Raw genomic sequence first — 23322 nt, forward strand, 5'->3', positions numbered from 1 at the left:
GTGGCGGCCACCGCTCTGGTGCTGCGGGCCGACCGGGAGCTGTCGGCGCTGGTCCGCTGGGGGCGGCCCGACCCGGCCACGCTGGGCTGGGGGCTCGCGGGCGGACTGCTGGCCGCCGCCCCGGTCCTCGTCCTCGGCCTCTTCCAGCCCCTCTCCGAGCGCGGCGGGGCCGTCGCCCCGGCCGTGCTGCCGGCGCTGGCGTTCTTCGCCCTGGCCGGGAACCTCGCCGAGGAAGTGCTCTTCCGGGGGCTGTTCCAGGGGCACCTGGCGAAGTGGCACGGTCCCGCGCGCGGCGCTGCTGTCCGGTCTGTTCTTCGCCGCCTGTCACTCCTTCCTGGCCTCGACGGTGACCGGCGCCGGTTGGCCGCTGCTGCTCTTCGCCCTCCACGAGGGGCTGATCTGCGCCTTCCTGCGGAACGCGCGGGGTGTGACGGCCGCCGCGCTCGCCCACGGACTGGCCGTCTTCCTGCTCGGCAGCGGCCTGCCCTGAGCCGCCCCGGGTCCGCGCCCGCAGAGGCACCGGCCGGTCGCACCCGCCGCCGGGCGGCCCCGGCCCGGCGGCCGTACGCTGGCCGGTGTGCGCACCGTGGAGCTGCTTCCGGACGAGGCGGCCGACCGGGCCGTACGGGAGTCCTGGCACCGGCTGGCCGGAGCGGGACTGCCGAGCCAGGCGGCGCACACCCACCCCACCAACCGCCCCCACCTGACGCTGGCCACCGCCGGGACACTGCCGGAGGAGGTTCGGGGGCGACTGGCGGAAGCGCTGGAGGCGCTGCCGGTGCCCCTCGTCGTGGCGGGGCTGGTGCGGTTCCCGGGGCGGGTCCACGTGCTGGCCTGGGCCGTACGCCCCGATCCCGCCCTGCTGGCACTGCACACGGCGGTCTGGCGGGCGCTGGCGTCGGTTCCGGCCGCCGGCCGGCTGAATCCGCTGCACGCCCCCGGGCGCTGGGTCCCGCACCTCACCCTCGGCCGCAGCCGCCGACCGGTCTGGGACGACCGGCCGGACGAGGAGCTGCTGTCCGCCCTGCTGCCCGCCGCGCCGCACGAGGCGCCCCGGGGCCGGTTCACCGCCGCCCGCAGCTACGACTCCGCCACCCGGACCACCGTGCCCCTCGCGGGCTGAGGAACCCGTTGCCGTGCGGCCCCGGCGGCCCCGGAGCGATCAGCCCTCCTTGGGGATCTGGCAGGACTTGGTGCCCTGCGGGGGCCTGGGCGGCGGGGTGCCCTCGGGCCAGGCCAGGCCGAGGAAGGCCGGTTTCCTGGTCAGCGGGTCGAGACGGACCACCGCGACGGCCTTGTTGTACGGGTTGCCCGCGCCGTCCAGGCAGATCCATCCGCTGGCTCCCTCCACCTTGTAGACGCCCTGCAGGCCGTCCCAGTCGTTGCCGATGGTCTGCAGCGCGGGGACCTCGCCCTTCTGGGTGTGGATGCGGATACCGGTGATGGCCGTCCAGGCCGAGTCGTAGGCGGACACGGTGCGGGAGTCGGAGAGGTCGGTGCCGCCGACGGGGCCGACCGGCTCGTGGCGGGCCTTCGCCACGTACGCGCGCAGGGTGTCGAAGGCCTCCCGGGAACCGCCGGTGTCCGGGACCTTTTTCCTGGTCCAGGCCTCGGGATGGGAGAAGGAGGTGTAGACGACCTCCACCTCCTTCCGGCCGGGGCCGGGGTCGCCCCGCATCGCCTCCCAGTTCAGCTTCCCGTCCGAGTAGAGGGTGGAGGCCGCCGAACCGCTGACCACGGTGATCTCCCGGTCGATGCACGGCCGGTGTGCCGCCATGGCGTTGACGAACTGCCGCAGATGGACCTGCCGGCCGGCGAAGTACACGGTGTCCACGGCGGGCGAGAGCGTGCAGATGTTGACCACCATGTTCCGGAACTCGCTCGCCAGCACGCCCTCGGTGTTCGGACCCTCGGAGACGAAGGGGTACGACCGGTGCGGCGAGGCGTCCAGTTTGCGCTGGAAGACCTCGCGCAGCGAGTCGTTGTAGTCGTCCCCCTCCCGCCTGTCCTCGACCAGGACGGCCTGCCGCAGGTCGAGGTCCCTGTCGAAGGCGACCAGCGCGTCGGCCTGGTCGCTGTTGTTGGGCGCGATCCGGGCGAACCCCTTGAACTTCTTCTCGTCCTGGTCCGAGTTGCCGAAGTCGTCCCCGGTGAGCGAACCGGCGACGACGGGGATGCCCCTGTCGTTCGTCAGGTGCGCTATGGCGTCCTCGGTGTGCCGTTCACTGATGCCGAACCCGAAGACCACCCGCAGCCTGTCCCTGCCGGATCCGGCCATCTCGGCGAGCCGTTCCACCACCGGCTCCCAGTGGTCGCGCCTCTCGCCCGGGTTGGCCAGCACCAGGCGGATCCTGGGCGGGTGGTCGTGCTCCTTCTCGTCGTTGTTCGCCCGGTACTGCGCCAGGTAGGCGCCCTGCACCTGGTGCAGGATCTCCTCCCGGACGTCCTCGCTGTCCGAGGTCATGGAGATCATCAGTGCGATGGTGGCATACGGGTCCTTTCCCTGGGTGACCCGGTCGTTCTCGGCCTCGATCCGCGCCATGACCTGTTCCAGACCGGGCCACTTCCCGCTGCTGCCGTCGGTCACCCCGACGCACTCCCCGCCGACCTGCTCCAGTTCCGTCCCGCACGGGCCGGGGAGGATCCGCTGTCCCAGCGTGCCCCACAGCAGCGCTGCCAGGGCGAGGACGGCCGTCGCGGCCAGCATGACGGTGACCCGCCCCGGGCCGGAACGGATCTCGCCGCGGTCCTCCCCGGCCTCGTCCGCCTCCGTGCTCCCCGCGTCCGCCTCCGTGCTCCCCGGGTCCGTCGCGGCCACCCGGAGCACCCGGCGTTCCCGTACGCCGCCCTCCTCCGGCAGCCTCCATTTGTTGAGGTGGATCTCCAGGTCCTCCAGCGGTCCGGCCGCCCGCTCCCCGGGCACCTCGTCCGCCACGGCGACGACGACCGGCCTGGTCACCGTCCGCTTCCTCGACGCGCGCGGGGGCATGATGTCGTACGCCCGCAGCAGGGTGTCGAGGAACTCCCGGCCGCCGGGCCTGTACTCGGGCAGCAGGATGACCGGCGGCAGGTCCCTGTTGAACCGGCGGCGCGGCCCGTAGTACGCGTCGATGTCGGCCAGCAGGGCGGCCGCCAGAAGCTCCTCCCTGGAGGGCTTGTCCCTGGAGGGCTTCTGCCCGTCCCGGTCACCGCTGAAGGCGCGGAACAGTTCGGTGGCCACGGTCTCGCGCCGGGCGAACGTCCCCGGCGGTGTTCTCAGCACCGCTCCCCACCAGCGCAGCGCGACCCGGCTCGGCCGCTTCCTGGCCAGCAGGATCCGGGCCGCCGCCCGTCAGGCCCCCGACGGCCGCCATGGGGGGCTCCAGCTCGGCGAGCACCTGACCTGCCGGTGGCGGGTTCTTTTTGCTCTGCTTGCGCAGCTCGCGCTGCAGCCACTCGTGTAACCACTCGATCTGTTCCAGGTCGGGACGGCCGTTCTCCTTCACCCAGGCATGGGCCATCATCCCGAGGGCGAACCGGGGGAAGCGGATCGGCCGCCGCCGGGCGACCCGGCCGCCCAGGCCGTACACCCGCGTCGACAGGTACCAGAAGGAGTCGGTTACCGGCCCGGACCCGAGCGGCATCTCGGCGGGGTTGTTGACCGGCAGCAGCCGCCAGTAGCGCTGGTGCAGCCGCTCCAGCAGGTGGTTCCGCTCCGCTTCGCCGAGGCCGGTGATCTCGATGACCGGGGGTCCGCCCCGGGCGCGCAGCCGGCTTCCCGCACTGGGGCGGAGTTTTTTCAGCATCACCAGTTCTGACATGACACGTGTCAGGAGCGCCTCGTATCCCGGCACCGTCCCTCACCCAGTTCACCCTGTGTGCCCTGTCAGCCACGGATCCCACCCGGCCGGACGCCGAGCATACGGATGAAGCCCTCGTTCCGGGGCCGGAAAGCAGGAAACGGCCGTATCGGCACTGCCGACGGCCCGGTTTCGCCGCTGCCGGGAGCCCTACCGGGCGTCCGCCCCGCCGACGGCCCGGCGCACATGACCGGCGATCAGGTCGTACACACGCCCGGTCAGTTCGCGGTCACCGCCCGCCAGGTCGTACGCGTGGTCGGCCCCGGCCACCTCGTGGTGCTCCACCAGGGCGCCGGCCGCGTCCAGCGCCCTGGCGTACGCCTCGCCCTCGTCGCGGAGCAGGTCCAGCTCGCAGGTGACGACCAGGGCGGGGGCGATCCCGGCGATGCCCTCGGCGTTGGCACCCCAGGCGGGCGAGGCCAGGCGGTCGCGCCGGGCGGCGGGATCGGGGATGTAGGCGGTGTCGAACACCTCGGACATCCAGGGGCGGAGCATCGGCTTCGCGGCCCTGGCCCGCTTCTCCCCGCCGGGGGTGACCAGATCCAGGGGCGGGTAGTGCAGCACCTGGAGCGCAATCGCGGGCCCGCCGTTCTCCAGGGCGAGGCGGGCCGCCCCGGCGGCGAGGGCGCCGCCCGCGCTCTGGCCGCCCACGCACAGCCGCCGCCCGTCCCAGTCGTGCTCCGGCCGCGCCGCCCAGGTCACGACGTCGAAGACCTGCTCGACGGGGACGGGGAAGCGGTGCTCCGGGGCGACGGAGTAGTCCGTGTTGACCACGGTGACGCCGGCCCTGGCGGCCAGGTAGCGGCACCACGGGTCGTCCTGCTCGCGGTTGTCCATGACGTATCCGCCGCCGTGGGCGTTCACGTACACGCCCGGCCGCTCCCCACCGCCGGGCGGCGGGGAGTAGACGGTGCACTCCACCTCCCCGTGGCGGGTCGGCACCCGGACCGTGCGCGTCCTGCCCGGGATCTCCTCGAAGGCCGGGCGCGGTTTCATCAGGGACATCCCGCGTCTCAGGACGCGGGCCACGGTGTCGGCGACGATCGGGGTCGACAGGACGGACATGGTCCTCCTCGGCTGTTCGGGGGCGGCGGAGGAGCGGCGGCCGGCGGTTCAGACGGGGTCGACCGTGTAGAACCGCAGGTGGACGGCGGGCCGGTCGGCACTCCCGGCCAGGGCCAGGGAGCCGACCACCGGGGTGTCGTTGAGGTACGCCCAGGGGCTGTCCTCCGGCGCCTCGACCACGACGGCGGTGAGTCCGAGGAGCACGCCGTCGCGAGTGGTGACGGTGCCCCTGTTGGTGATGGTCAGAACGGTGCCGTCGGCCGTGCGGACGGGGTAGGTGGCGCTGACGGTCCCGGTGCCGTCCGCGCGCCGCAGGTTCCAGTCCGCGCCGACGGGCAGCACGGTGCCCTCGATGCGGCCGCCGACGGTTCCCCCGGTGATGGGGATGACGGTCCTGGTTCCGCCGGGAACCCGCCCGGCCGCCACGGGTTCCCCAGTCCCGACGTGGAGTTCGGCGAGGAGTTCCAGGCCCAGGTACGGGTGCGGATCTGCCATGGTGCTTCTTCCTTCCCGGTGCTCTCGGTGGCGTGCCGCCCACCCGCGGCGGGCGGCGGGACGCTCCCGCGGGGTGTCAGGCGTAGAAGCGGAGGATGCTCTGGAGCACCACTGCGGGCTTGGTGCCGCCCTCGATCTCGATCGTGCCGTCCACGGTGAGCTGCACGCCGCCGGGCACCTCGGTGACCTCGGCGATGCGGGCGGCGAGCCGCAGGCGCGAGCCGACGGGGACGGGTGCGGGGAAGCGGACCTTGTTGAGGCCGTAGTTGACCTTCGTGGTGACGCCCCGCACGTCGAGGAGGCCGGTGAACAGGGGGATGAACAGCGCCAGGGTCAGATGGCCGTGGGCGATGGTCCTACCGAACGGGCCGTCCCCGGCGCGCTCGGGGTCGACGTGGATCCACTGGTGGTCGCCGGTGGCGTCGGCGAAGGTGTCGATGCGCTCCTGGGTGACCTCGATCCAGTCGCTGGTGCCCAGATCGGTGCCGGACATGGTGCCGAGTTCGGCCAGGCCGGAGACGGTGACGGTCATGTGCCGCTTCTTTCCTTCGGTGTTCGGGCAGGAGGCGGGCAGGGGCGGGTCAGTCGCCGTAGCGGGCCCGGATGCGGTGCTTGAGGAGCTTCCCGGAGGCGGTACGGGGGAGTTCGGGCACCACCACGACCGATTTGGGGATCTTGTACCTGGCCAGGACGCCGGTCAGGGAGGCCAGGAGTTCGGCCGGGTCGGGCCGGGCGCCGGCCCGGGGGACGACCAGGGCACGCCCGGCCTCGCCCCACTTCTCGTCCGGCACCCCGATCACCGCGCACTCGGCGACGTCGGGATGGGCCAGCAGGGCGCTCTCCACCTCGGCGGGGTAGACGTTCTCGCCGCCGGAGATGTACATGTCCTTGATCCGGTCGGCGATGGTGATGTGGCCGTCGGCGTCCGCCCGCGCGGCGTCGCCGCTGCGCAGCCAGCCGTCGGTGAGGGCGGCGGCGGTCTCCTCGGGCAGCCCCCAGTAGCCGGGGCTGACGTTGGGGCCGCTCACCACGATCTCGCCGACCTCGCCCACCTCTGTCTCGGTGAGGTCGGGCCGGACCACCCGCACGTCGGTGAAGAAGTGCGGGACCCCGGCGGAGCCCGCCTTGCCGGTGGCGTGTTCGGCGTCGAGGAAGAGCGCTCCGGGACCGGCCTCGGTCATGCCGTAGCCCTGCTGGAAGGCCAGGCCCCGCCGCTGGTAGGTGCGGATGAGGGGTTCGGGCACGGGCGCGCCGCCGCAGGTGAGCAGGCGCAGTGAGGTCAGGTCGGCCCCGGGCCACTCGGGCCGGCGGCTCATCAGGTCGAACATGGTCGGCACGCCGAACATGAAGGTGATCCGGTGCCGGGCGATCGCCTCCAGCGCCCCGGCCGGGTCGAAGGACTCGGCCAGGACGCAGGTGCCGCCCTTGAGCAGGACCGGCAGGGTGATCATGCCGAGTCCGGCGGCGTGGAACAGCGGGGCGGCGACCAGGGCCCGTTCACCGGCGGTCAGGTCGTGGTCGACCAGGACGTTGACGGCGTTCCAGACGAGGTTGCCGTGGGTGAGCACGGCGCCCTTGGGGCGGCCGGTCGTGCCCGAGGTGTACATGATCAGGCACGGGTCGTCGTGGGTGACGGTCTCGTCGACGGGTTCGGCGGCGGCCTGCTCCAGCCATGCCTCGTACTGCCGGCCGACCGGCAGGACCGTCCCCGGAAGGCCGGTGTCCAGGTTCTCGACGAGCTCCCGGTGGGAGGACGCGTGCACCAGGACTCCGGCCCCGCAGTCCCGGAGCTGGTGGTCGATCTCCGCGGCGGCCAGCCGGGTGTTGAGCGGGACGAAGACGGCGCCGAGCACCCCGGCGGCGAACAGCGTCTCCAGGAAGGTGTGGTGGTTGGGGCCGAGGTAGGCGACGCGGTCGCCGCGCCGCACGCCCCGGTCGCGCAGCGCGTGGGCGAGGCGGGTGGTGCGCTCGTGCAGGCGCGCGTAGGTCAGTTCGGTGCCGCTCCCGCCCTGCACGAGCGCCGTGCGGCGCGGGGTCCGGCGGGCCCGCCGGGCGGGCCAGGAGCCCAGTCCTTGGTTGCGCATGAGGTGCTCTCCCGGAGGCGGCGGGGTCAGGGGGAGGGATCGGGAGGAGGGGTCAGGCCGAGCAGGCGGGCGGCGTTCTCCTTGAGGATCTTCGGCCGCACCTCGTCCCTGATCGGCAGCCCGGCGAAGTCGGCCAGCCAGCGGTCGGGGGTCAGGACGGGGTAGTCGGAGCCGAAGAGGACCTTGTCCTTCAGCAGCGAGTTGGCGTACCGCACCAGGGAGTCGGGGAAGTACTTCGGCGACCAGCCCGACAGGTCGATGTGCACGCCCGGTTTGTGCGTGGCCACCGCCAGCGCCTCGTCCTGCCAGGGGAAGGACGGGTGCGCCAGGATGATCTTCAGTCGGGGGAAGTCGGCGGCGACGTCGTCCACGTGCAGCGGGTTGGAGTACTTCAGCCGGATCCCGGCGCCGCCGGGGACGCCCGCGCCGATGCCGGTCTGGCCGGTGTGGAACAGGGCGATGGTCCCGGTCTCCTCGATGACCTCGTACAGCGGGTAGGCCATGCGGTCGTCGGGGAAGAAGCCCTGGATGCTCGGGTGGAACTTGAAGCCCCGCACGCCGTGCTCCGCCACCAGCCGCCGGGCCTCCCGGGCGGCGGCCCGCCCCTTCCAGGGGTCGACCGAGGCGAAGGGGATCAGCACGTCGGGGTGGGCCGCGCAGCTCTCGGCGATCTCCTCGTTGGAGATGCGCCGGTGCCCGGTGGCGTGTTCGGCGTCGACGGTGAAGACGACCGCGGCCATGGACCGCTCGCGGTAGTGGGCGGCGATCTCCTCGATGGTCGGCCTGCGGTGCCCGTGGGCCTTGAAGTAGTCCTCGGAGGCGGCGAACAGCTCGGGGCTCAGCGCCCCGTGGCCGTCCCTGGAGACCTCCGCGTGGGTGTGCACGTCGATGGCGGTCAGCGCCTCGACGTCCAGGTGTGCGGCCCGGTCGGTCATGGGCTCACTCCTCCGGGATCCGGGGCGCGGGGATGCCGACGCTTTCCTGGTGGCGGCCCAGCGCGGACTCCCACACGGTGGCGATGTCCTCGGGTGTCCAGCCGCCGTCGGCGTACGCGGTGGCGGTCTCCTGCGGGTGCGACCACAGGGCCAGCCGGTCGCCGCCGATGCCGACGCACTGCCCGGTGATGCCGCGGGCGGCGTCGGAGGCGAGGAAGGGCACCAGCGCGGCGCAGTCGTCCACGGTGCCGAAGCCCTCCCCCTTGCGGAGGAAGTCCGGCAGCGGCTTCCCCTGCCGCATGGCCTCGGCGTACGGGGCGAAGGCGGGGATGGTCTCGGTCATGGCGGTCGCGGCGACCGGGACGACCGCGTTGACGGTGATCGAGGACCGGGCCAGTTCCATGGACCAGGTGCGCACCATCGCGGCGATGCCGGCCTTGGCCGCGGCGTAGTTGGTCTGCCCGAAATTGCCGCGCTGCCCGGCCGGGGAGCCCACCGTGATCAGGCTGCCGCCCTCGCCCTGCTCGCGCATCCGCACCGCCGCGGCGCGGGCGCAGGTGAAGGTGCCGCGCAGGTGGGTGGTGAGCACGGCGTCGAAGTCCTCGTCCGTCATCTTCCACAGCACCCGGTCCCGCAGGATGCCCGCGTTGGTGACCATCACGTCCAGTCGGCCGAAGGCCGTCACCGCGCGTTCCACCAGGCGGTCCGCGGCCTGTGCGGTGCCGACGGCCACGGCTTCGGCGACGGCCCGGCCGCCGGCCTCGCCGATGGTCTTCGCGGCGTGCCCGGCCGCGTCGGCGTCGAGGTCGTTGACCACCACGGCCGCGCCCGCGCGGGCCAGCGCGGCGGCGTAGGCGTACCCCAGGCCGCGTCCGCTGCCGGTCACGACGGCGACCTTGCCGGTGAGATCGATGGACATACGGGTTCCGTCCCTTCGAGCGGGGATGCGAGAAACGAAGGTAAGAGCAATAGTTGTTGCCGTCAATGGTTGTTTCCCACCTGCGATTGCGGGATGATCGGCCCGCATCACACCGCCGAGAGCCGACGGAGCCTCCCATCGACGCCATGACCGACGAACCCTGGATGCGGGGGCTGCACACCGACACGGGCTACCTCCTCCACCGCATCGGCCTGCGCGCCGGCAGCCTGTTCAACTCCGCGCTCGAACAGCACGGGCTCCGGCTGCGCCACTACGCCCTGCTGCGCTATCTGGCCACCGCCGAGGGCGTCCGGCAGCGGGAGATCAGCGACCGGCTCGGCTACGACCCCAGCGCCGTCGTCGGCCTCGTCGACGACCTCCAGCGCCTCGGACTGGCCGAGCGGCGCCCCGATCCCGGCGACCGGCGCAACCGCATCGTCGTCCTCACCCGGGCCGGCCGGGACCTGCTGCGCGACAGCGACCACGACGCGGCACGCGTCACCGAGCAGTTGCTCGAGCCCCTCGGCGAGGAGGAGCGGCGGCAGTTGCAGCGACTCCTGCTGCGGGTCGCCGGACTGGACCCGGCCTGACCCGCCGCCGCGCGGAGGCCGCGGCCCGGACACCCGTCCGCCCGCCGGTGCGGCACCGGCGGGCGGGCGGGTCCGAGCGCGCCCCATGGCCGAAAACAGCGCCTCACGCAAGTACACATAGGAATTTCCCTACGCGCCGTTGGTGACACCGTGCGCTGTTGTGGTGATGTGCTCGTCTTTCTAGCGTGGTGTGCGGCTTCGAGGGATTTGCCACAACCGTCGGCGGGCCCGCCGGCGGACCGGGCATGTGCCCCCACCCGGGCTTCGGGCCGGTGTCCCACCGGGACTCCGGCGCCCCCCACCCTGTCCGCTCCCGGAGCCTTCGCGGGTGACCCGTGTCCGCGTCCGGATCCGTCCGGACCGCACATCCCACACATCGCAGAGAAGGGAAACAACCATGCGCACCTACGAGCGCCCCACCCTGTCCAAGGCCGGCGGCTTCCGCCGGACGACCGGCATCGGCAACAAGGGCCCGCGGGACCTGCTGGGCGGCAAGCAGCTGCTCTGACCGGACCGCCGGTGTTCCGCCGGTCCCACGGCTGACCGGGCCGTACGGCCGGGTGGCGCTCCCCGCCACCCGGCCCTCCCTTCCGTACCGCCGCCGTAGTGCCGCCGTACCGCTGTGCCTGTGCCTCACCGCTTCCGTACCACCGATCCCGTGTGCCGCCGCCCGGAGGTGTGCCCGTGTCCGCGAGCCGTTCCCTCTCCCCCGCCCGCGCCCCCGCCTGGTTCGTCGTCCTGCCGGACAGCGACGCGGCCTCCGACATCGGCGCGCGCGCCCGGACACACGCCTCCCGGGAGCTGGCGCACCCCTCCGGCCGCCCCTGGCTGCTGGGCCGCTGGCCGCGGGACACGCTGACGGTCGGGGACGGCCGCGGCGCGCGGGTGGCGGTGCTCGGCGAGCACCGCGTCACCGACGGGGAGGCCGCACGGGCCGCCGCGGCCGCGGCGGACTCCCCGGCCGCGTTCGACCGGCTCACCGCCGCCTGGCCGGGCAGCTTCCACCTGCTGGCCAGCGCCGCCGGGCGAACCCGCGTGCAGGGCGGCGTCACCGGGGTGCGGCGCGTCTTCCACGGCGCCACCACCGGCCCGGTGACGGTGGCCGGCGACCGGGCCGACGTGGTGGCCGACCTCCTGGGCGGCGAGCTGGACGAGACCCGGCTGGCCGTACAGCTGCTGACGGCGGGTCTGCTCCATCCGTTCTCCGGGCGCCCGCTGTGGCGCGGTGTGGAGCGCCTGCCCGGTGACCACTGCCTGCTGCTGGAACCGGACGGCCGGGCGCGCCGCCTTCGCCGGTGGTCCGCGCCGGAGCCGGCCGTCCCCCTGGCCGAGGGCGCGGCGGCCCTGGCCCGGGCGCTGACCGAGGCCGTCGAGGTGCGCACCCGGGGACGCACCCTGGTGACGGCCGACCTCGGCGGCCTGGACTCCACTGCCGTGTGCTGCACGGCCGCCCGCGGACCGGCCCGGGTGGTCGCGTACACCGCGGCGACCCACGACCCGCTCGGCGACGACGTGCACTGGGCACGCCGGACGGTGGCCGCCCTGGGGAGCGGCGTGGAGCACCACCTGGTCCCGGCCGAGCGGATCCCGCTGTCCTACGACGGCCTCGGCTCGCCGGGCGGCCTGCTCGACGCGCCCTGTCTGATGACCGTCGACCACGACCGGCGGATGAGCCTGCTGCGGCTGGCGGCCGAGCGGGGCTCGGCCCTGCACCTGACGGGGCTGGGCGGTGACGAACTGCTCGGCGGCTCGGCGGCTCACCTGCACGCGATGATCCGCACGCGTCCGCTCGCGGCCCTGCACCGGCTGCGGGGCTACGCCGCCAAGTACGGCTGGTCCCGGCGCCAGGCGCTGCGCCAGTTGGCCGACCGGCGGAGCTACCCGGCCTGGCTCAGGGGGGTCGCGGCGGATCTGCGGCGGCCGCAGCCGGCGGAGCGGCAGCCGCTGCTGGAGTGGTGCGCACCGCCCCGGCTGCCGCCGTGGGTGACGGCCGACGCCGCCGACGCGGTGCGCGATCTCCTCCGGGCCGAGGCGTCCGCCGTACGGCCGCTGGCCCCGGGCCACGGGGCGCACCGGGAGCTGGTCACCATGGACCTCCTCTCCCGCTTCACCCGGCACGTCAACCAGCTGTCCGTGCCGCTGGGCGTGGTCTGCTCGGCGCCGTACTACGACGACCGGGTCGTCGAGGCGGCCCTGGCGGTACGGCCGCAGGACCGGATCACGCCCTACCGGTACAAGCCGCTGATCGTGGAGGCCATGCGCGGCATCGTGCCCGAGGCGAGCCGGACCCGGGCCACCCGGGCCAACGCCACCCTGGAGGAGGTGGCCGGCCAGCGCCGCCACCGCGACCGGCTGCTGGCACTGTGCGAGGACTCCCGGCTGGGACGGCTGGGCCTGGTCGATCCGGCCGAGCTGCGCCGCTGGTGCGCCCGGCCGCTGTCCCCGGAGGGGGAGAGCGAGCTGCTGCATCCGACCGTGGCCTGCGAGGTGTGGCTGCGCTCCCGCGAGGCCGCCGCCGCCCCCTCCCCGGCGGACCGCTGATCCACCTCCCAGCCCCGTCCCACCCCGGCCCCACCCCACACTGCCCCGCCCCGGCGGGCGGGACGGCGGAAGACGACGAGAGCCGACGAGAAAGGCCGCCCATGGCACTCACCCTGCGGTCCGGTGTGCTGATGACCGACACCGAGTACGGAACGGCGCTGCTCGACGAGCGGAGCGGCGAGTACTGGACCCTCAACCCCACCGCGGCCGCCGTGCTGCGGGTGCTGCTGGAGGGGCGCTCCGCCGGGCAGGCGGTGACGGCCCTGACCGGCGAGTACGACGTGAGCCCCCGGGAGGCCGAGCAGGACGTGGCCCGGATCCTCGCCGAACTGCGCGAGGCCCGGCTCGTCTCGGACCCGGGACCGGACGCGGGGCGGTGACGGCGGAGGAGAAGCCACGGAAGGCCGAAAGGTCCGAGCGAGGAGGAGAGAACGACGATGTCCACACCGGAGGCGGTCCCGTACGAACCCCGCTCCGTCCCCCTGCCGCACCGTCTGGCGGCGCGGTTCGCCGTGGGGTGCGCCCATCTGCTGGCCGTCCTGCCCCCGGGCCGCATCCGTGCCGTGCTGGGGCCGCTGCGGCGCGGCGCCCGCCCGGCGACGGTCGCCGAGGCGGCGGCGGCCCGGGAGACGGTGGTCGCGGTGAGCCTGGTCTGCGGCGGGCGGTACGGCTGTCTGCCGCGTTCGCTGGCCACCGTGCTGCTGTGCCGTATGCGCGGCCGGTGGGCCACCTGGTGCGTGGGGGCGCGCGCCAGGCCGCCCTTCGCCGCGCACGCCTGGGTGGAGGCCGAGGGGGTGCCCGTGGGCGAGGGCTGCCCGGCCGACTACTACCGGCGCTTCTTCGCGGTGGATTGACGTCGTGACCGCAGAGGCCGCATCACCCGTCCCCACCGGTACCTCCGGCCCCGAGCACGGTCCGGGACACGGGGCGGGGCCGGGCGCCGGAGCACGGCCGGCGGACGCGAAGCGGCGGCGGCGCTCCGCGGGCCGTACCGGCGCGTCCCCGTCCGGCCGCCGCGCGCTCGCCCGCATGCTGCGCCCGCAACGTGCCGGCGTCCTCGCCGGCGTCTCGCTCGGCCTGCTCGGCAGCCTGCTCGGCCTGGCCCAGCCGATGGCCGCCAAGCGGCTGGTGGACGAACTCGACGGCGGCCGGGCGGCGACCGGCTGGATCCTGCTGCTCAGCGTGCTGGTGCTGGCCGGTGCGGGGCTGGCCGCCGCGGGGCAGTACGTCCTGGAGCGGACCGCGGAGGCCGTCGTCCACACCACCCGCAGGGAACTGACCGCGCGTCTGCTGCGGCTGCGGGTGCCGGCGGTGGAGCGCACCGAGCCCGGCGACCTCATCTCCCGGGTCACCTCCGACACCACCGTGCTGCGCCAGACCGCCACCCAGTCGGTGGCCTCGGCCGTCGTCTGCGTGCTGGTCCTGGCGGGAGCCGTCGTCATGATGGGGCTGCTGGACGTCGTGCTGCTCGGGGTGACCCTGGGCGCGCTCGCGCTGGTCGCCGCCGCGGTGACGCTGGCCGCGCCCCGGATCGGCCGTGCGGCCCGGGACGCGCAGGAGGCCGTGGGCGCCATGGGTGCCGCGCTCGAGCGCGCCCTGGGCGCCTTCCGCACCGTGAAGGCGGCCGGCGCGGAGCGGGCGGAGACCGTACGGCTGCACGGCGCGGCGGCGGACGCCCGGCGGGCCGGGGTCCGTGCCGCCGGCTGGGAGGCGGTCTCGGGCACCGCGGGGGCCGTGTCCGTGCAGGTGGCGTTCCTGCTGGTGCTGGGGGTGGGCGGAGCACGGGTGGCCGCGGGGCAGACCAGCGTCTCCGCACTCGTGGCCTTCCTGCTCTACCTGTTCTCCCTCGCTCCGCGCGTCCACCAGCTGATCGACGTGGTGAGCCAGCTCCAGTCCGGCGCCGCCGCCGCCCGGCGGGTGGCGGAGGTGGAGCGGATGCCCGTCGAGACGTCGGCAGGGCCGCCCGCGGAGGCACCTGCGGAGGCGCGCGGTGAGCCGCCCGGGGGACGGCCGGGGGCCCCGTCCGGCGGGCGCACCGGGTACACCGGCGCGAAGGGACCGGCCGCGGTGGTCTTCGACCGGGTCGGCTTCGCCTACCGCGCCGGACTGCCCCCCGCGCACCGCGAGGTGAGCTTCACCGTCCCGGCCCGGGGCATGACCGCCTTCGTCGGCCCCTCGGGCGCGGGCAAGACCACGGTCTTCTCCCTCATCGAGCGCTTCCACGACCCGGACCGCGGCCGTGTCCTGCTCGACGGCCGGGACGTACGGGAGTGGCCGCTGGCCGAACTGCGGGCGGCCATCGGGTACGTCGAGCAGGACTCCCCCGTACTGTCCGGGACCCTCCGGGACAACCTGCTGTTCGGCGCCCCGGCCGAGGCCGGGGCGCGCCTTCCCGGCGTGCTGCGCCGCGCCCGGCTGGAATCCCTGGTCGCCCGGCTGCCCCAGGGCCTGGACACTCCTGTCGGCCACCGGGGCGACCGGCTCTCGGGGGGCGAGCGGCAGCGCGTCGCCATCGCCCGCGCCCTGCTGCGGGAGCCCAGACTGCTGCTGCTGGACGAGGCCACCTCGCAGCTCGACGCGGCCAACGAGGCCGCGCTGCGGGAGACGGTCGCCGACGCCGCCCGGAGCACCACCGTGCTGGTGGTGGCCCACCGGCTGTCCACCGTGGCCTCGGCCGACCGGATCGTGGTCATGGAGGGCGGCAGGGTGCGGGCGGTGGGCACCCATGCCGAACTGCTCCGCCGCGACGCCCTGTACCGGCGGCTGGCGGCCACCCAGTTCCTGTCGGAGCGGCCGGGGCCGCCCCCGTGAGGCGGGCCCGTACGGCGACGGCGCTCACGGGGCCGGCGGCCGGGCTCACTTCTCGGGGTCGGCCTCGTCCACCCGGTAGGTCCTGGTCCAGGAGGCGCCGCAGCGGCAGCGGGACAGTTCGATCAGCTCCCCCTCCTCGGACACCTCCAGTCCGTGGTTGAGGCGTACGTGCACATGCTCTGCCATCGCGGTCCGGCTCCCGGTCGGTGCTCGTCCCGCGGGCCGTACGGTCCGCGGGGCACCCCCATCGTCCACGGCCGCGGTGCCGCGGCAAAGGGCGCGGATCACATCCGGGCGGCACAGGCCGGCGGGCGGCCCGGCAGGCCCGGTCGGCGGGCCGGGCCGGGGCCCTTCCTCGCCCCGGACGGACGGCGTACATTACCCGGGTCGCCCGCTCCCGGCGGGAGCCGTGACCGGCCACCCGAAGCCCCCGGGACCGGCGGACGGCGGTGGTACGCGGCAGTCGCCCCCGGGATACCCTGTAGTGACCACTACAGGAAAGGCATGGCCGCGGCGCGGTCCGCCGTGCCGTCAGCGACGACGAGGTGTCCCGTGTCAGCGAGGAAGACCGAACGGCGTACCCGGCAGAGCGCCGAGTCACGCCGCAGGATTCTGGAGGCGGCGGCCGAGATCGCCGCGGAGCGGGGCTACGAGGGCACCAGCATCGCCCTGGTCACCCAGCGCTCCGGGCTCCCGGCCAGTTCCCTGTACTGGCACTTCGGCAGCAAGGACGAGCTGCTGGCGGAGGTCATCGAGCACAGCTACCGCGAGTGGGCGGCCAAGATCCCCGCCTGGGAGCCGCCGGCCGACGGCGCGGGCGACCGGCGCGAGCGGCTGCGGTCGATACTGCGCCAGGCGGGTCGGACGATGGTCGACCGGCCGGAGTTCATGCGGCTCGGCCTGATGCTGATGCTGGAGCGCCGCGCGGTCGAGCCGGCGGCCCGGGCGCGGTTCCTGGCACTGCGCCAGGAGGTGCTGAAGGCCATGGGCGAGTGGTGGACGGCCGTCCTCCCGCCCGGGGTGTGCGCGGCCCGCCCCGCTCTGCCGTCCCAGCTGGCGCGGCTGACGATGGCGGCCGCGGACGGCCTGTACGCCGCCAACGGCACCGATGTCGACCCGGCGGACATCGACGGGCTGCACGAACTGCTGGCCCTGGCCCTGGACGGTGCCGCCGCCGCCGTCGAACGGCAGGAGTCCGGCGAGGGCTGAGCTGAACAGGCCTCCGGTCCCGGTCGCGGTTTCGGGAGTTACGCACGGCTCCCGGGCGCACTCCTTCCTCGGCCTTTTCCGTCCGCCGGCCCGCCCACGGCGTTCCTCCCGCCCCTGGTCCCGGGCCGGGTACCGGCCCGCGGCCGGTTGTCCGGGCATCCGGTGGGCAGCGGAGGGATCCGGCCGCACAGGGCGAGGAGGCACCACGGCGCGAACGTGTCGGGTCAGGACCTCGCGGTGGGCACGGTGAGGCACGGCCGGGGAAGCCGTCCGGGAGGCGGCCGACCGCGGGCGGGAACGGCGAAGTGGCCGTCCCGACCGCCCTCAGAACCGGTCGGCCGACGGGGCCCGGGAGGCCGGGGCGGAGCACTTCGGGCACCAGTAGCCCTCCCCGCCCTCGATGAAGACCCAGCCGCAGTCCCTGATGTAGGGCGCGGCCTTCCCCGCCTCGTGCAGCAGATACCCGAACAGATCCGTTCCGCGGTCCGGGGGCTCCTCGGCGATGACGAGATCGAAGCTGACCCTCTCCCGGCAGCCCATCCGGTCACAGGCCAGGTAGAACCGCACCGGGCCCGGCGCCTTTCCGGCGGTCGTCAGACTCATGCCGCGCATCGTGTCCCCGGCCGCGCCCGCCGCACAACGGCCGGTGGTCGCACAGCGGCCGTTGTGCGGTCGCTGTGCGACCACCGCACCGGGTGGAACGTCAGCGCGTGCGGACGTTCGGGGCGATGTCCTCACGGAGCGTCTTCGGGATGCGGTTGACGGCCGCGGCCCGGTCCGTACCGCAGAAGGCGGCCTCCAGGGTGCCGCCCAGAGTGGTGTTCACCGTGCCGTTGTTGGAGGTGTTGGCGGAGGAGGCGACGCTGCGGCTCCCGTCGCGGGTGGTGAACGCGTAGGTGTAGTAGCCCTGCACGGTGCCGGTGTGCCCGTACACCGAGACGCAGGACAGGTCGTAGCGGCGCAGGCCCAGACCGTAGAACCGCTTGCCGGTGCCGTCGCTGGGGGTCATGGCGAGCATCTCCGCCAGCTGCTCCGGTGCCAGCAGTTCCCCGCCGAGCAGGGCGGAGGTGAAGCGGTTCAGATCGGCCGCGTTCGAGATCATCGCGCCGGCCGTCTGCCCCCAGGAGACCGTCTGCTCGGTGGAGTCCACCAGCGGCTGCCCGGCCTCGTCCGGTCTGAGGTAGCCGCGGCTGTGCCGCCCGGGAACGGTCGTCCCGGGGTGGACGTAGTGGGTGTGCCGCAGTCCCAGCGGACCGATGATGCGCTTCCGGTACTCCTCGGCGGCCGGGTTGCCCGTGACCTTCTCGATGATCATGCCGACCACGACGAAGTTGGTGTTCGAGTACTGGTACGCCGCGCCCGGCTCGGCCGTGGGGCCGTGCGCCACGGAGCGCTTCACCAGTTCCTCCATGGTGAACACCTCGTCGCGCACCGCCTCGAAGCCGGGAACGGTCCGCGCGAACATGTCGTTGGTGTAGTCCCACAGACCGCTGCGGTGCCTCAGCAGATGGCGGACGGTGACCCGCTCGTCGGGCAGCAGTCCCGGCAGGTACTCGCCGACCGGGGCGTCCAGCTCCACCCCGCCCTCCGCCACCAGCTGCATGAGCACCACGGTGGAGAAGGTCTTGGTGACGCTGCCGACGCGGAAGCGGTTGCCGGTCCTCATGCGCTCTTCGGTGGCGGTGTCGCCGAGTCCGACGGCCTCGCCGTACACGGCGCCGTCGGACTCGACGCGGGTCAGACCGCCCGGCGCGCCCTGCTCCACGGCCTGCCGCAGCACCTCCCGCACCGCCCGCATGTCGGGCGGCGGCAGTTCGGCAGCGACGGAGCGCGGTGTGGCGGGACGGGGGGCGTCCGCCGCGGCGGCCGTCGCCACGGGGGTGGCCGTGAGGGCCAGTGCCACGGCACCCACGGCGGCCCGCCTGCTCAGTGGTCGTCTCAAGGTTCTCTCTCTTCGGGGGGTGACAGATTCTCCGAGAGGAGGACCACCACCCGCCCCGGAGAGGTTGCCCGTCCTCCGGTGCCGGTTTCCGCGCGCGTGCGCGCCGGTCCCGCCCGTACCGTGCCGGATCCCGGACCCGGTCGGGGCGGCCGTGCGCCGGAGGGCGGTGGCGCGGCTTCCGTCCCGCCCCGGGAGTGTGCGGCACCGTACGCGCCTCCGGCACAGGCCGGTCGGCCTCCCGTCCGGGGGCCGCGGACCCTGCCGCCCCGGCGCCGGGCGTGGTGTCCTGGAGACGGCACCGGAGGCGGCACCACGACCGCGCACCGCACGGGCGAGGCGGTCCTCCGGCGGCCCGGCGTCCGGCGGTGCCCCCGTCCGCGGGACGCGCGCGCGTGCGGGCCGGACGACAGGAGTCCGGCCCGCACCGGCGCCGCGCCGTACGGGCGGCGGGCCCGCGCTACGGCCGGCCGCCCGCCTCCTCCGCCCCCGGCAGGCCGGCGGCGTGGTCCGGGACACAGGTCTGCGTCTCCCGCGGCGGGCGCGTGTAGCCGGTGGACGGCGGGCGGGGCGGCAGGGCCAGTTCCGGCCCCGCGACCTCGTGGTACGGCACGCTGGACAGCAGGTGGGCGATCATGTTCACCCGCGCCCGGCGCTTGTCGTCCGCGTCGACGACGTACCAGGGCGACTCGGGGATGTCGGTGTGGGCGAACATCTCGTCCTTGGCCCGTGAGTACGCCTCCCAGCGGATGCGGGACTCCAGGTCCATCGGGGAGAGCTTCCAGCGCTTCATCGGGTCGGCCAGCCTGGCCCGGAACCGCCGCTCCTGCTCCTCGTCGCCGACGGAGAACCAGTACTTGCGCAGCAGGATGCCGTCCTCGATGAGCAGCCGCTCGAAGACCGGGCACTGGCGCAGGAAGCGGGCGTGCTCCTCCTCGGTGCAGAACCCCATGACGCGCTCGACTCCGGCGCGGTTGTACCAGCTGCGGTCGAACAGCACCATCTCGCCCGCGGCGGGCAGGTGTTCCGTGTAGCGCTGGAAGTACCACTGGGTGCGCTCGCGCTCGGTGGGCGCGGGCAGGGCGGCGATCCGGGCGACCCGGGGGTTGAGGTACTCGGTGACGCGCTTGATCGCACCGCCCTTGCCCGCGGCGTCGCGCCCCTCGAAGACGACCACCAGCCGGGCGCCGGTCTCGCGCACCCACTCCTGCATGATCACCAGCTGTTCCTGGAGCCGGAACAGTTCCTTCTCGTACACGCGGCGGGGCAGCCGGGCGGGCCGGTCCGCCTGTTCCCGCCGTGGTTCCTGTCGTGGCATGGGTCTCCTCCCGGAGCGGAGCGGTGGTACGGCGCGGGGCGGTCCGGGCCTCCCGGCCCGGACCGCCCATCCTGCTCCCCTACCCGGCCCCCACGGCCGTACGACGAGCCCGCCGCCCGGGCCGGGGCCGGACACAGGGCCGAACGGGGCAGTGGCCCGGGAACCACCGGGCCCTTCTTCCCACTCTTCCTTCCGGCCTCCTCCTCCCGGCCGTCCCGTACCGGTGGGCGGAAGGCCGTTTCCCCGCGCCGTCGCGGGAAACCCCGTTCCTCTCCAGTCCCCGACCCCGGAGAGGATGACCATGGCAACCGGAGAGACCGGCTTCAGCGATGTCGCCTACGACCTGATCTCGGTGCAGTACCACGCGCTGAAGGCCGGGCACGACTACGGACAGTACGTCCGCGACGCCGAGAACGCCGGACACCAGGAGATCGCCGAGTTCTTCCGCAAGGTCATGGCGGAGGACTCGGAGCGCGCCGCCGAGTGCCACAGGTACCTGACGGAGCTGTCCAAGGCGGACGACGCGGGCCCGGCCGCCCGGTAGGCCGGCGGGCCCCGGCCGCGGGCGGCGGTCGCCGCGGGGCACCATGGAGGGGTGTCCCGACGCCGATCCCGCTCGCGGCCGGCCGCCTCCCCGGCCGCCTCCCCGGCCGTGTCCCCCGCCGTGTCCCCGGCCGCACCCTGCCCGTGCGGGCTGCCCGCCTCCTACGCCGACTGCTGCGCCCGGTTCCACCGGGGGCTCCTGGCCGCGCCCACCGCGGAGGTCCTGATGCGTTCGCGCTACAGCGCCTTCGCCGTGCGCGACCGGGCCTATCTGCTGCGCACCTGGCATCCGGACACCCGGCCGCGGGATCCGGTGCCCGCCCCCGGGGTCCGCTGGCTGCGGCTGGAGATCCTCGCCACCACCGGCGGCAGCCCGTTCCACTCGGAGGGCACCGTCGCCTTCCGGGCCCACTACGCGGAGCGGGGACACGAGGAGTCCCTGTACGAGCACAGCCGTTTCGTGCGCCTTGCCGGTGCCTGGGTGTATCTGGACGCCTCCGGCGGGAAGTGACCACCGCCGGTCCGCCGCCGACGCCTCCCCCGCGGGAACGGCCCGCCGGGATGGCGACGGGACGGGTTCCGGAACGGGGCCGACCGAGTATCGTCGTCGGGTGAACCATCCGTGCACGGCCGCGCACTCTCGGGTGCGGCCCTGCCGATCGGCCTCCGGTCCCCGCGCCTGCGCGGGAGACGGGCGTCCGGCGTTTTCCCCGGCCCCCTCCGTACCGTACGACGGGGGTGAGGAGAGACAGGAGGTGGAGGTGTGACGGCCCGTCCGGACCCGGCATCGCCGTTCCGCCCTCCGGCCACCGGCCCGGTCCGGGCCTTCGGCCTCCGGTCCCGCACCCGTCCGTTCCGCCCGGCCCCGCCCCCCTGGGACGGCAACGATGCCGGATCCGCCCCCGCGGAGGACGGCGGGTCCTCCGCCGCCGAGGCGGACGCGCCTTCGCACACGGGTTTCCTGACCGGCCGGCGCGGACCGCGCACCACCGCCCTGCTTCTGACGACCGGGGCGATCGGCTCCGCGCTGGCCGCCCTGCTGCTCGCCTCCGGCGTGCTGACGCCCACCGATCCCGGCGGCCCCTCCGGCCTGCCTCCCGCACCGCCCGCGGAGACCTCCGCGGCGCCCGCCCCCTCCGCGTCCCGCTCGGCGGCTCCCGCACCGCCGCCCCCGGCCACCGCCTCGCCGGTGCCCGCTCCGACCTCCGCCCCGGAGGGACCGGTCACCGACGCGCCCCCCTCGCGGCCGGCCGCCCCGGCCGCCTCCGGACCGCGGTCCGGAGCGCCGGACGAGCTCCGGCCGGGGGACAGCGGCCCCGCGGTGTCGGATCTGCAGGCGCGGCTGCGGCAGGTCCCGGAGGTCTACCCCGGCGGGGACGTCGACGGCCGCTACGACGACGAGGTCGCCCGGGCCGTCGCCCGGTTCCAGCAGTGGTACGGGATACGGGGCGACGAGGAGGGTGTGTACGGCGACGACACCCGGCGGGACCTGGAGTCCCGCACCTGAGGCACGGCCGGGGCAGCCGGAAGGTCCGGAGATGTCTTGACGGTCTGTCACCGAACTGGTGGTATCGATTCCGGAAATCGAAAGGATTTCCGGATGACACCACTGGAGGTTCCATGGCATTCCAGAAGTTCCGCGCCGCCCTGGCCCTGGGCGCGACCGCCGCGCTGACCGCCGGGCTCCTCACCGCGGGCACCGGCGGCGCGACGGCCTCCGGACAGGAACGGTCCGGCTCCGGCTTACCGGGCGTGCTGAGCGTCCCCACCGGCATATCGGTGCTCTCCGAGGGCTGGACCGTCCCCTGGGGCCTGGCCTGGCTGCCGGACGGCTCGGCACTGCTCACCGAACGCGACAGCCACCAGGTCTTCCGTCTCACGGCCGACGGACGGCGCACCCCGGTGGGCACCGTGCCCAACGCGCAGAGCACCGGCGGAGAGGGCGGGGTGCTGGGCATCGCCGTCTCCCCCGACTTCGCGGAGGACCGCTCCGTCTACGTCTTCCACACCTCCCCGACGGACAACCGCATCGCGCGGATGACTTTCGACGGCACCTCGGTCAGCGGCTACCAGCCCATCCTGACCGGCATCGCGCGGGCCACCTACCACAACGGCGGGCGGCTGAAGTTCGGCCCCGACGGCTATCTGTACGCCACCACCGGGGACGCCCAGCAGCCGCAGCGCTCCCAGGACCGCGACGCGCTGGAGGGCAAGATCCTGCGGATGACCACGGACGGGCGGCCCGCCCCCGGCAACCCGTACGGCACGGTGGTCTACAGCGTCGGCCACCGCAACCCGCAGGGGCTGACCTGGGACGAGCAGGGCCGGCTGTGGTCGGCGGAGTTCGGCCAGAACCGGTTCGACGAGCTCAATCTGATCGAGCCCGGCAACAACTACGGCTGGCCGCAGTGCGAGGGCGCCTGCAACACCGCCGGGATGACGGACCCCGAGGAGCAGTGGGCCACCGGCGAGGCCTCACCCAGCGGGGTGACCTACGCCGACGGCGCCCTCTACATGGCCGCCCAGCGCGGCGAGCGGCTGTGGCGCATCCCGGTGGACGGTGAGAACACCGGGACCCCCGAGGCGTTCTACGTACGCGACTACGGGCGGCTGCGCACCGTCGAGACGGTGCCCGGCCGTGACGCCCTGTGGCTGACCACCACCAACGGCGACTGGTCCGGCGGACAGCCGGCCGGTTCCGACCGGGTCCTGGAGATCACCCTGGGCTGACGTCCCCCGCCGCCTGAAGGGACGGCGGTCTCCGCCCGCGGAGCTCCGCGGGCGGAGACCGCCGGTCCGGCCGTCCCGGCGACGCCGACCGCCGCGTCGAGGTCCCGGCCGAGGACGGACCTGCGGGCTCCGCGGGTCCGGACCCGGACGTGCGCCGTCCTCGACGCCGCAGACCGAGCACATCCGGCCGCTCGGCCGTGAAGGCGCGCCCGTATGCCGGACGTCACGGGGCGGAACTCGCGGCGGCGTCCGCAACCCCGGCAGGCGCCCGTGCCACCCGGAGCCCGGCCCTGCCCCGGCTCCC

At 74.5% G+C, this 23322-nt stretch carries 25 protein-coding genes; 13 read left to right on the plus strand and 12 right to left on the minus strand.

Features of this window, described 5'->3' with window-relative positions; genetic code table 11:
• Positions 1-346 precede the first annotated feature (346 nt).
• On the plus strand, positions 347-490 hold the full coding sequence (locus tag V1L54_RS27960) for a hypothetical protein (RefSeq protein WP_330120946.1): 144 nt from the start codon (positions 347-349) through the stop codon (positions 488-490).
• A gap of 87 nt (positions 491-577) precedes the next feature.
• On the plus strand, positions 578-1123 hold the full coding sequence (locus tag V1L54_RS27965) for a 2'-5' RNA ligase family protein (protein WP_330120947.1): 546 nt from the start codon (positions 578-580) through the stop codon (positions 1121-1123).
• Between the two features lie 39 nt (positions 1124-1162).
• Here V1L54_RS27965 and V1L54_RS27970 read toward each other — a convergent pair whose 3' ends face one another.
• The 8 genes from V1L54_RS27970 to V1L54_RS28005 all read right to left on the minus strand — a co-directional run bounded on the left by V1L54_RS27970 (position 1163) and on the right by V1L54_RS28005 (position 9337).
• On the minus strand, positions 1163-3262 hold the full coding sequence (locus V1L54_RS27970) for a type 1 periplasmic-binding domain-containing protein (RefSeq protein WP_330120948.1): 2100 nt from the start codon (positions 3260-3262) through the stop codon (positions 1163-1165).
• Positions 3186-3833 (minus strand): hypothetical protein, encoded by a 648-nt coding sequence (locus V1L54_RS27975; RefSeq protein WP_330120949.1) that lies wholly within the window; start codon positions 3831-3833, stop codon positions 3186-3188. The genes V1L54_RS27970 and V1L54_RS27975 overlap by 77 nt, the downstream gene beginning before the upstream one ends.
• A 156-nt stretch (positions 3834-3989) precedes the next feature.
• Positions 3990-4904, minus strand: coding sequence for an alpha/beta hydrolase (locus V1L54_RS27980; protein ID WP_330120950.1), 915 nt, complete (start codon positions 4902-4904; stop codon positions 3990-3992).
• Positions 4905-4952: 48 nt separating this feature from the next.
• Positions 4953-5399 carry a DUF3237 domain-containing protein gene (locus V1L54_RS27985; protein WP_330120951.1) on the minus strand — a complete coding sequence of 149 codons (447 nt, stop codon included), beginning with the start codon at positions 5397-5399 and terminating at the stop codon, positions 4953-4955.
• Positions 5400-5475: 76 nt separating this feature from the next.
• Positions 5476-5931 (minus strand): MaoC family dehydratase, encoded by a 456-nt coding sequence (locus V1L54_RS27990; protein WP_330120952.1) that lies wholly within the window; start codon positions 5929-5931, stop codon positions 5476-5478.
• Positions 5932-5980: 49 nt separating this feature from the next.
• Entirely contained in the window at positions 5981-7483 is a 1503-nt protein-coding gene (locus V1L54_RS27995) for an acyl-CoA synthetase (protein ID WP_330120953.1), read from the minus strand.
• A gap of 26 nt (positions 7484-7509) precedes the next feature.
• Complete coding sequence (locus V1L54_RS28000) at positions 7510-8418, minus strand: amidohydrolase family protein (protein ID WP_330120954.1); 909 nt, start codon at positions 8416-8418, stop codon at positions 7510-7512.
• A 4-nt stretch (positions 8419-8422) separates the two neighbouring features.
• Positions 8423-9337 (minus strand): SDR family NAD(P)-dependent oxidoreductase, encoded by a 915-nt coding sequence (locus tag V1L54_RS28005; protein ID WP_330120955.1) that lies wholly within the window; start codon positions 9335-9337, stop codon positions 8423-8425.
• 146 nt (positions 9338-9483) lie between these two features.
• On the opposite strand from V1L54_RS28005, the gene V1L54_RS28010 reads away from it, so the two are divergent.
• The 6 genes from V1L54_RS28010 (at position 9484) to V1L54_RS28035 (ending at position 15279) form a co-directional block, all read left to right on the plus strand.
• On the plus strand, positions 9484-9927 hold the full coding sequence (locus V1L54_RS28010) for a MarR family winged helix-turn-helix transcriptional regulator (RefSeq protein WP_330120956.1): 444 nt from the start codon (positions 9484-9486) through the stop codon (positions 9925-9927).
• A 397-nt stretch (positions 9928-10324) separates the two neighbouring features.
• Entirely contained in the window at positions 10325-10435 is a 111-nt protein-coding gene (locus tag V1L54_RS28015) for a keywimysin-related RiPP (RefSeq protein ID WP_330120957.1), read from the plus strand.
• A 176-nt stretch (positions 10436-10611) separates the two neighbouring features.
• Positions 10612-12468, plus strand: a complete 1857-nt coding sequence (locus V1L54_RS28020) for an asparagine synthase-related protein (protein ID WP_330120958.1) — start codon at positions 10612-10614, stop codon at positions 12466-12468.
• 101 nt (positions 12469-12569) lie between these two features.
• A complete protein-coding gene (locus V1L54_RS28025; protein ID WP_330120959.1) occupies positions 12570-12848 on the plus strand; it encodes a lasso peptide biosynthesis PqqD family chaperone in 279 nt (92 codons plus the stop codon).
• Positions 12849-12905: 57 nt separating this feature from the next.
• On the plus strand, positions 12906-13322 hold the full coding sequence (locus V1L54_RS28030; RefSeq protein WP_330120960.1) for a lasso peptide biosynthesis B2 protein: 417 nt from the start codon (positions 12906-12908) through the stop codon (positions 13320-13322).
• 175 nt (positions 13323-13497) lie between these two features.
• On the plus strand, positions 13498-15279 hold the full coding sequence (locus tag V1L54_RS28035; RefSeq protein ID WP_330120961.1) for an ABC transporter ATP-binding protein: 1782 nt from the start codon (positions 13498-13500) through the stop codon (positions 15277-15279).
• 45 nt (positions 15280-15324) lie between these two features.
• On the opposite strand, the gene V1L54_RS28040 is transcribed toward V1L54_RS28035, so the two are convergent.
• Positions 15325-15465, minus strand: coding sequence for a hypothetical protein (locus V1L54_RS28040; RefSeq protein WP_330120962.1), 141 nt, complete (start codon positions 15463-15465; stop codon positions 15325-15327).
• 366 nt (positions 15466-15831) lie between these two features.
• Here V1L54_RS28040 and V1L54_RS28045 point away from each other — a divergent pair, with 366 nt between their 5' ends.
• On the plus strand, positions 15832-16488 hold the full coding sequence (locus V1L54_RS28045; protein ID WP_330120963.1) for a TetR/AcrR family transcriptional regulator: 657 nt from the start codon (positions 15832-15834) through the stop codon (positions 16486-16488).
• Between the two features lie 324 nt (positions 16489-16812).
• Here V1L54_RS28045 and V1L54_RS28050 read toward each other — a convergent pair whose 3' ends face one another.
• From V1L54_RS28050 to ppk2, 3 genes are all read right to left on the minus strand, one after another.
• Positions 16813-17091, minus strand: a complete 279-nt coding sequence (locus V1L54_RS28050; protein ID WP_330120964.1) for a hypothetical protein — start codon at positions 17089-17091, stop codon at positions 16813-16815.
• Positions 17092-17191: 100 nt separating this feature from the next.
• Positions 17192-18430, minus strand: a complete 1239-nt coding sequence (locus V1L54_RS28055; RefSeq protein WP_330120965.1) for a serine hydrolase domain-containing protein — start codon at positions 18428-18430, stop codon at positions 17192-17194.
• A gap of 457 nt (positions 18431-18887) precedes the next feature.
• Positions 18888-19745 carry a polyphosphate kinase 2 gene (ppk2, locus tag V1L54_RS28060; RefSeq protein WP_330120966.1) on the minus strand — a complete coding sequence of 286 codons (858 nt, stop codon included), beginning with the start codon at positions 19743-19745 and terminating at the stop codon, positions 18888-18890.
• A gap of 301 nt (positions 19746-20046) precedes the next feature.
• On the opposite strand from ppk2, the gene V1L54_RS28065 reads away from it, so the two are divergent.
• The 4 genes from V1L54_RS28065 (at position 20047) to V1L54_RS28080 (ending at position 23018) form a co-directional block, all read left to right on the plus strand.
• Complete coding sequence (locus V1L54_RS28065; RefSeq protein WP_330120967.1) at positions 20047-20289, plus strand: acyl carrier protein; 243 nt, start codon at positions 20047-20049, stop codon at positions 20287-20289.
• Between the two features lie 51 nt (positions 20290-20340).
• Entirely contained in the window at positions 20341-20799 is a 459-nt protein-coding gene (locus V1L54_RS28070) for a YchJ family protein (RefSeq protein ID WP_330120968.1), read from the plus strand.
• 252 nt (positions 20800-21051) lie between these two features.
• Positions 21052-21795 (plus strand): peptidoglycan-binding domain-containing protein, encoded by a 744-nt coding sequence (locus tag V1L54_RS28075; RefSeq protein ID WP_330120969.1) that lies wholly within the window; start codon positions 21052-21054, stop codon positions 21793-21795.
• 113 nt (positions 21796-21908) lie between these two features.
• Positions 21909-23018 carry a PQQ-dependent sugar dehydrogenase gene (locus V1L54_RS28080; RefSeq protein ID WP_330120970.1) on the plus strand — a complete coding sequence of 370 codons (1110 nt, stop codon included), beginning with the start codon at positions 21909-21911 and terminating at the stop codon, positions 23016-23018.
• Positions 23019-23322: the final 304 nt, after the last annotated feature.

It is taken from the genome of Streptomyces rubellus (assembly GCF_036323805.1).
Taxonomy (GTDB): domain Bacteria; phylum Actinomycetota; class Actinomycetes; order Streptomycetales; family Streptomycetaceae; genus Streptomyces.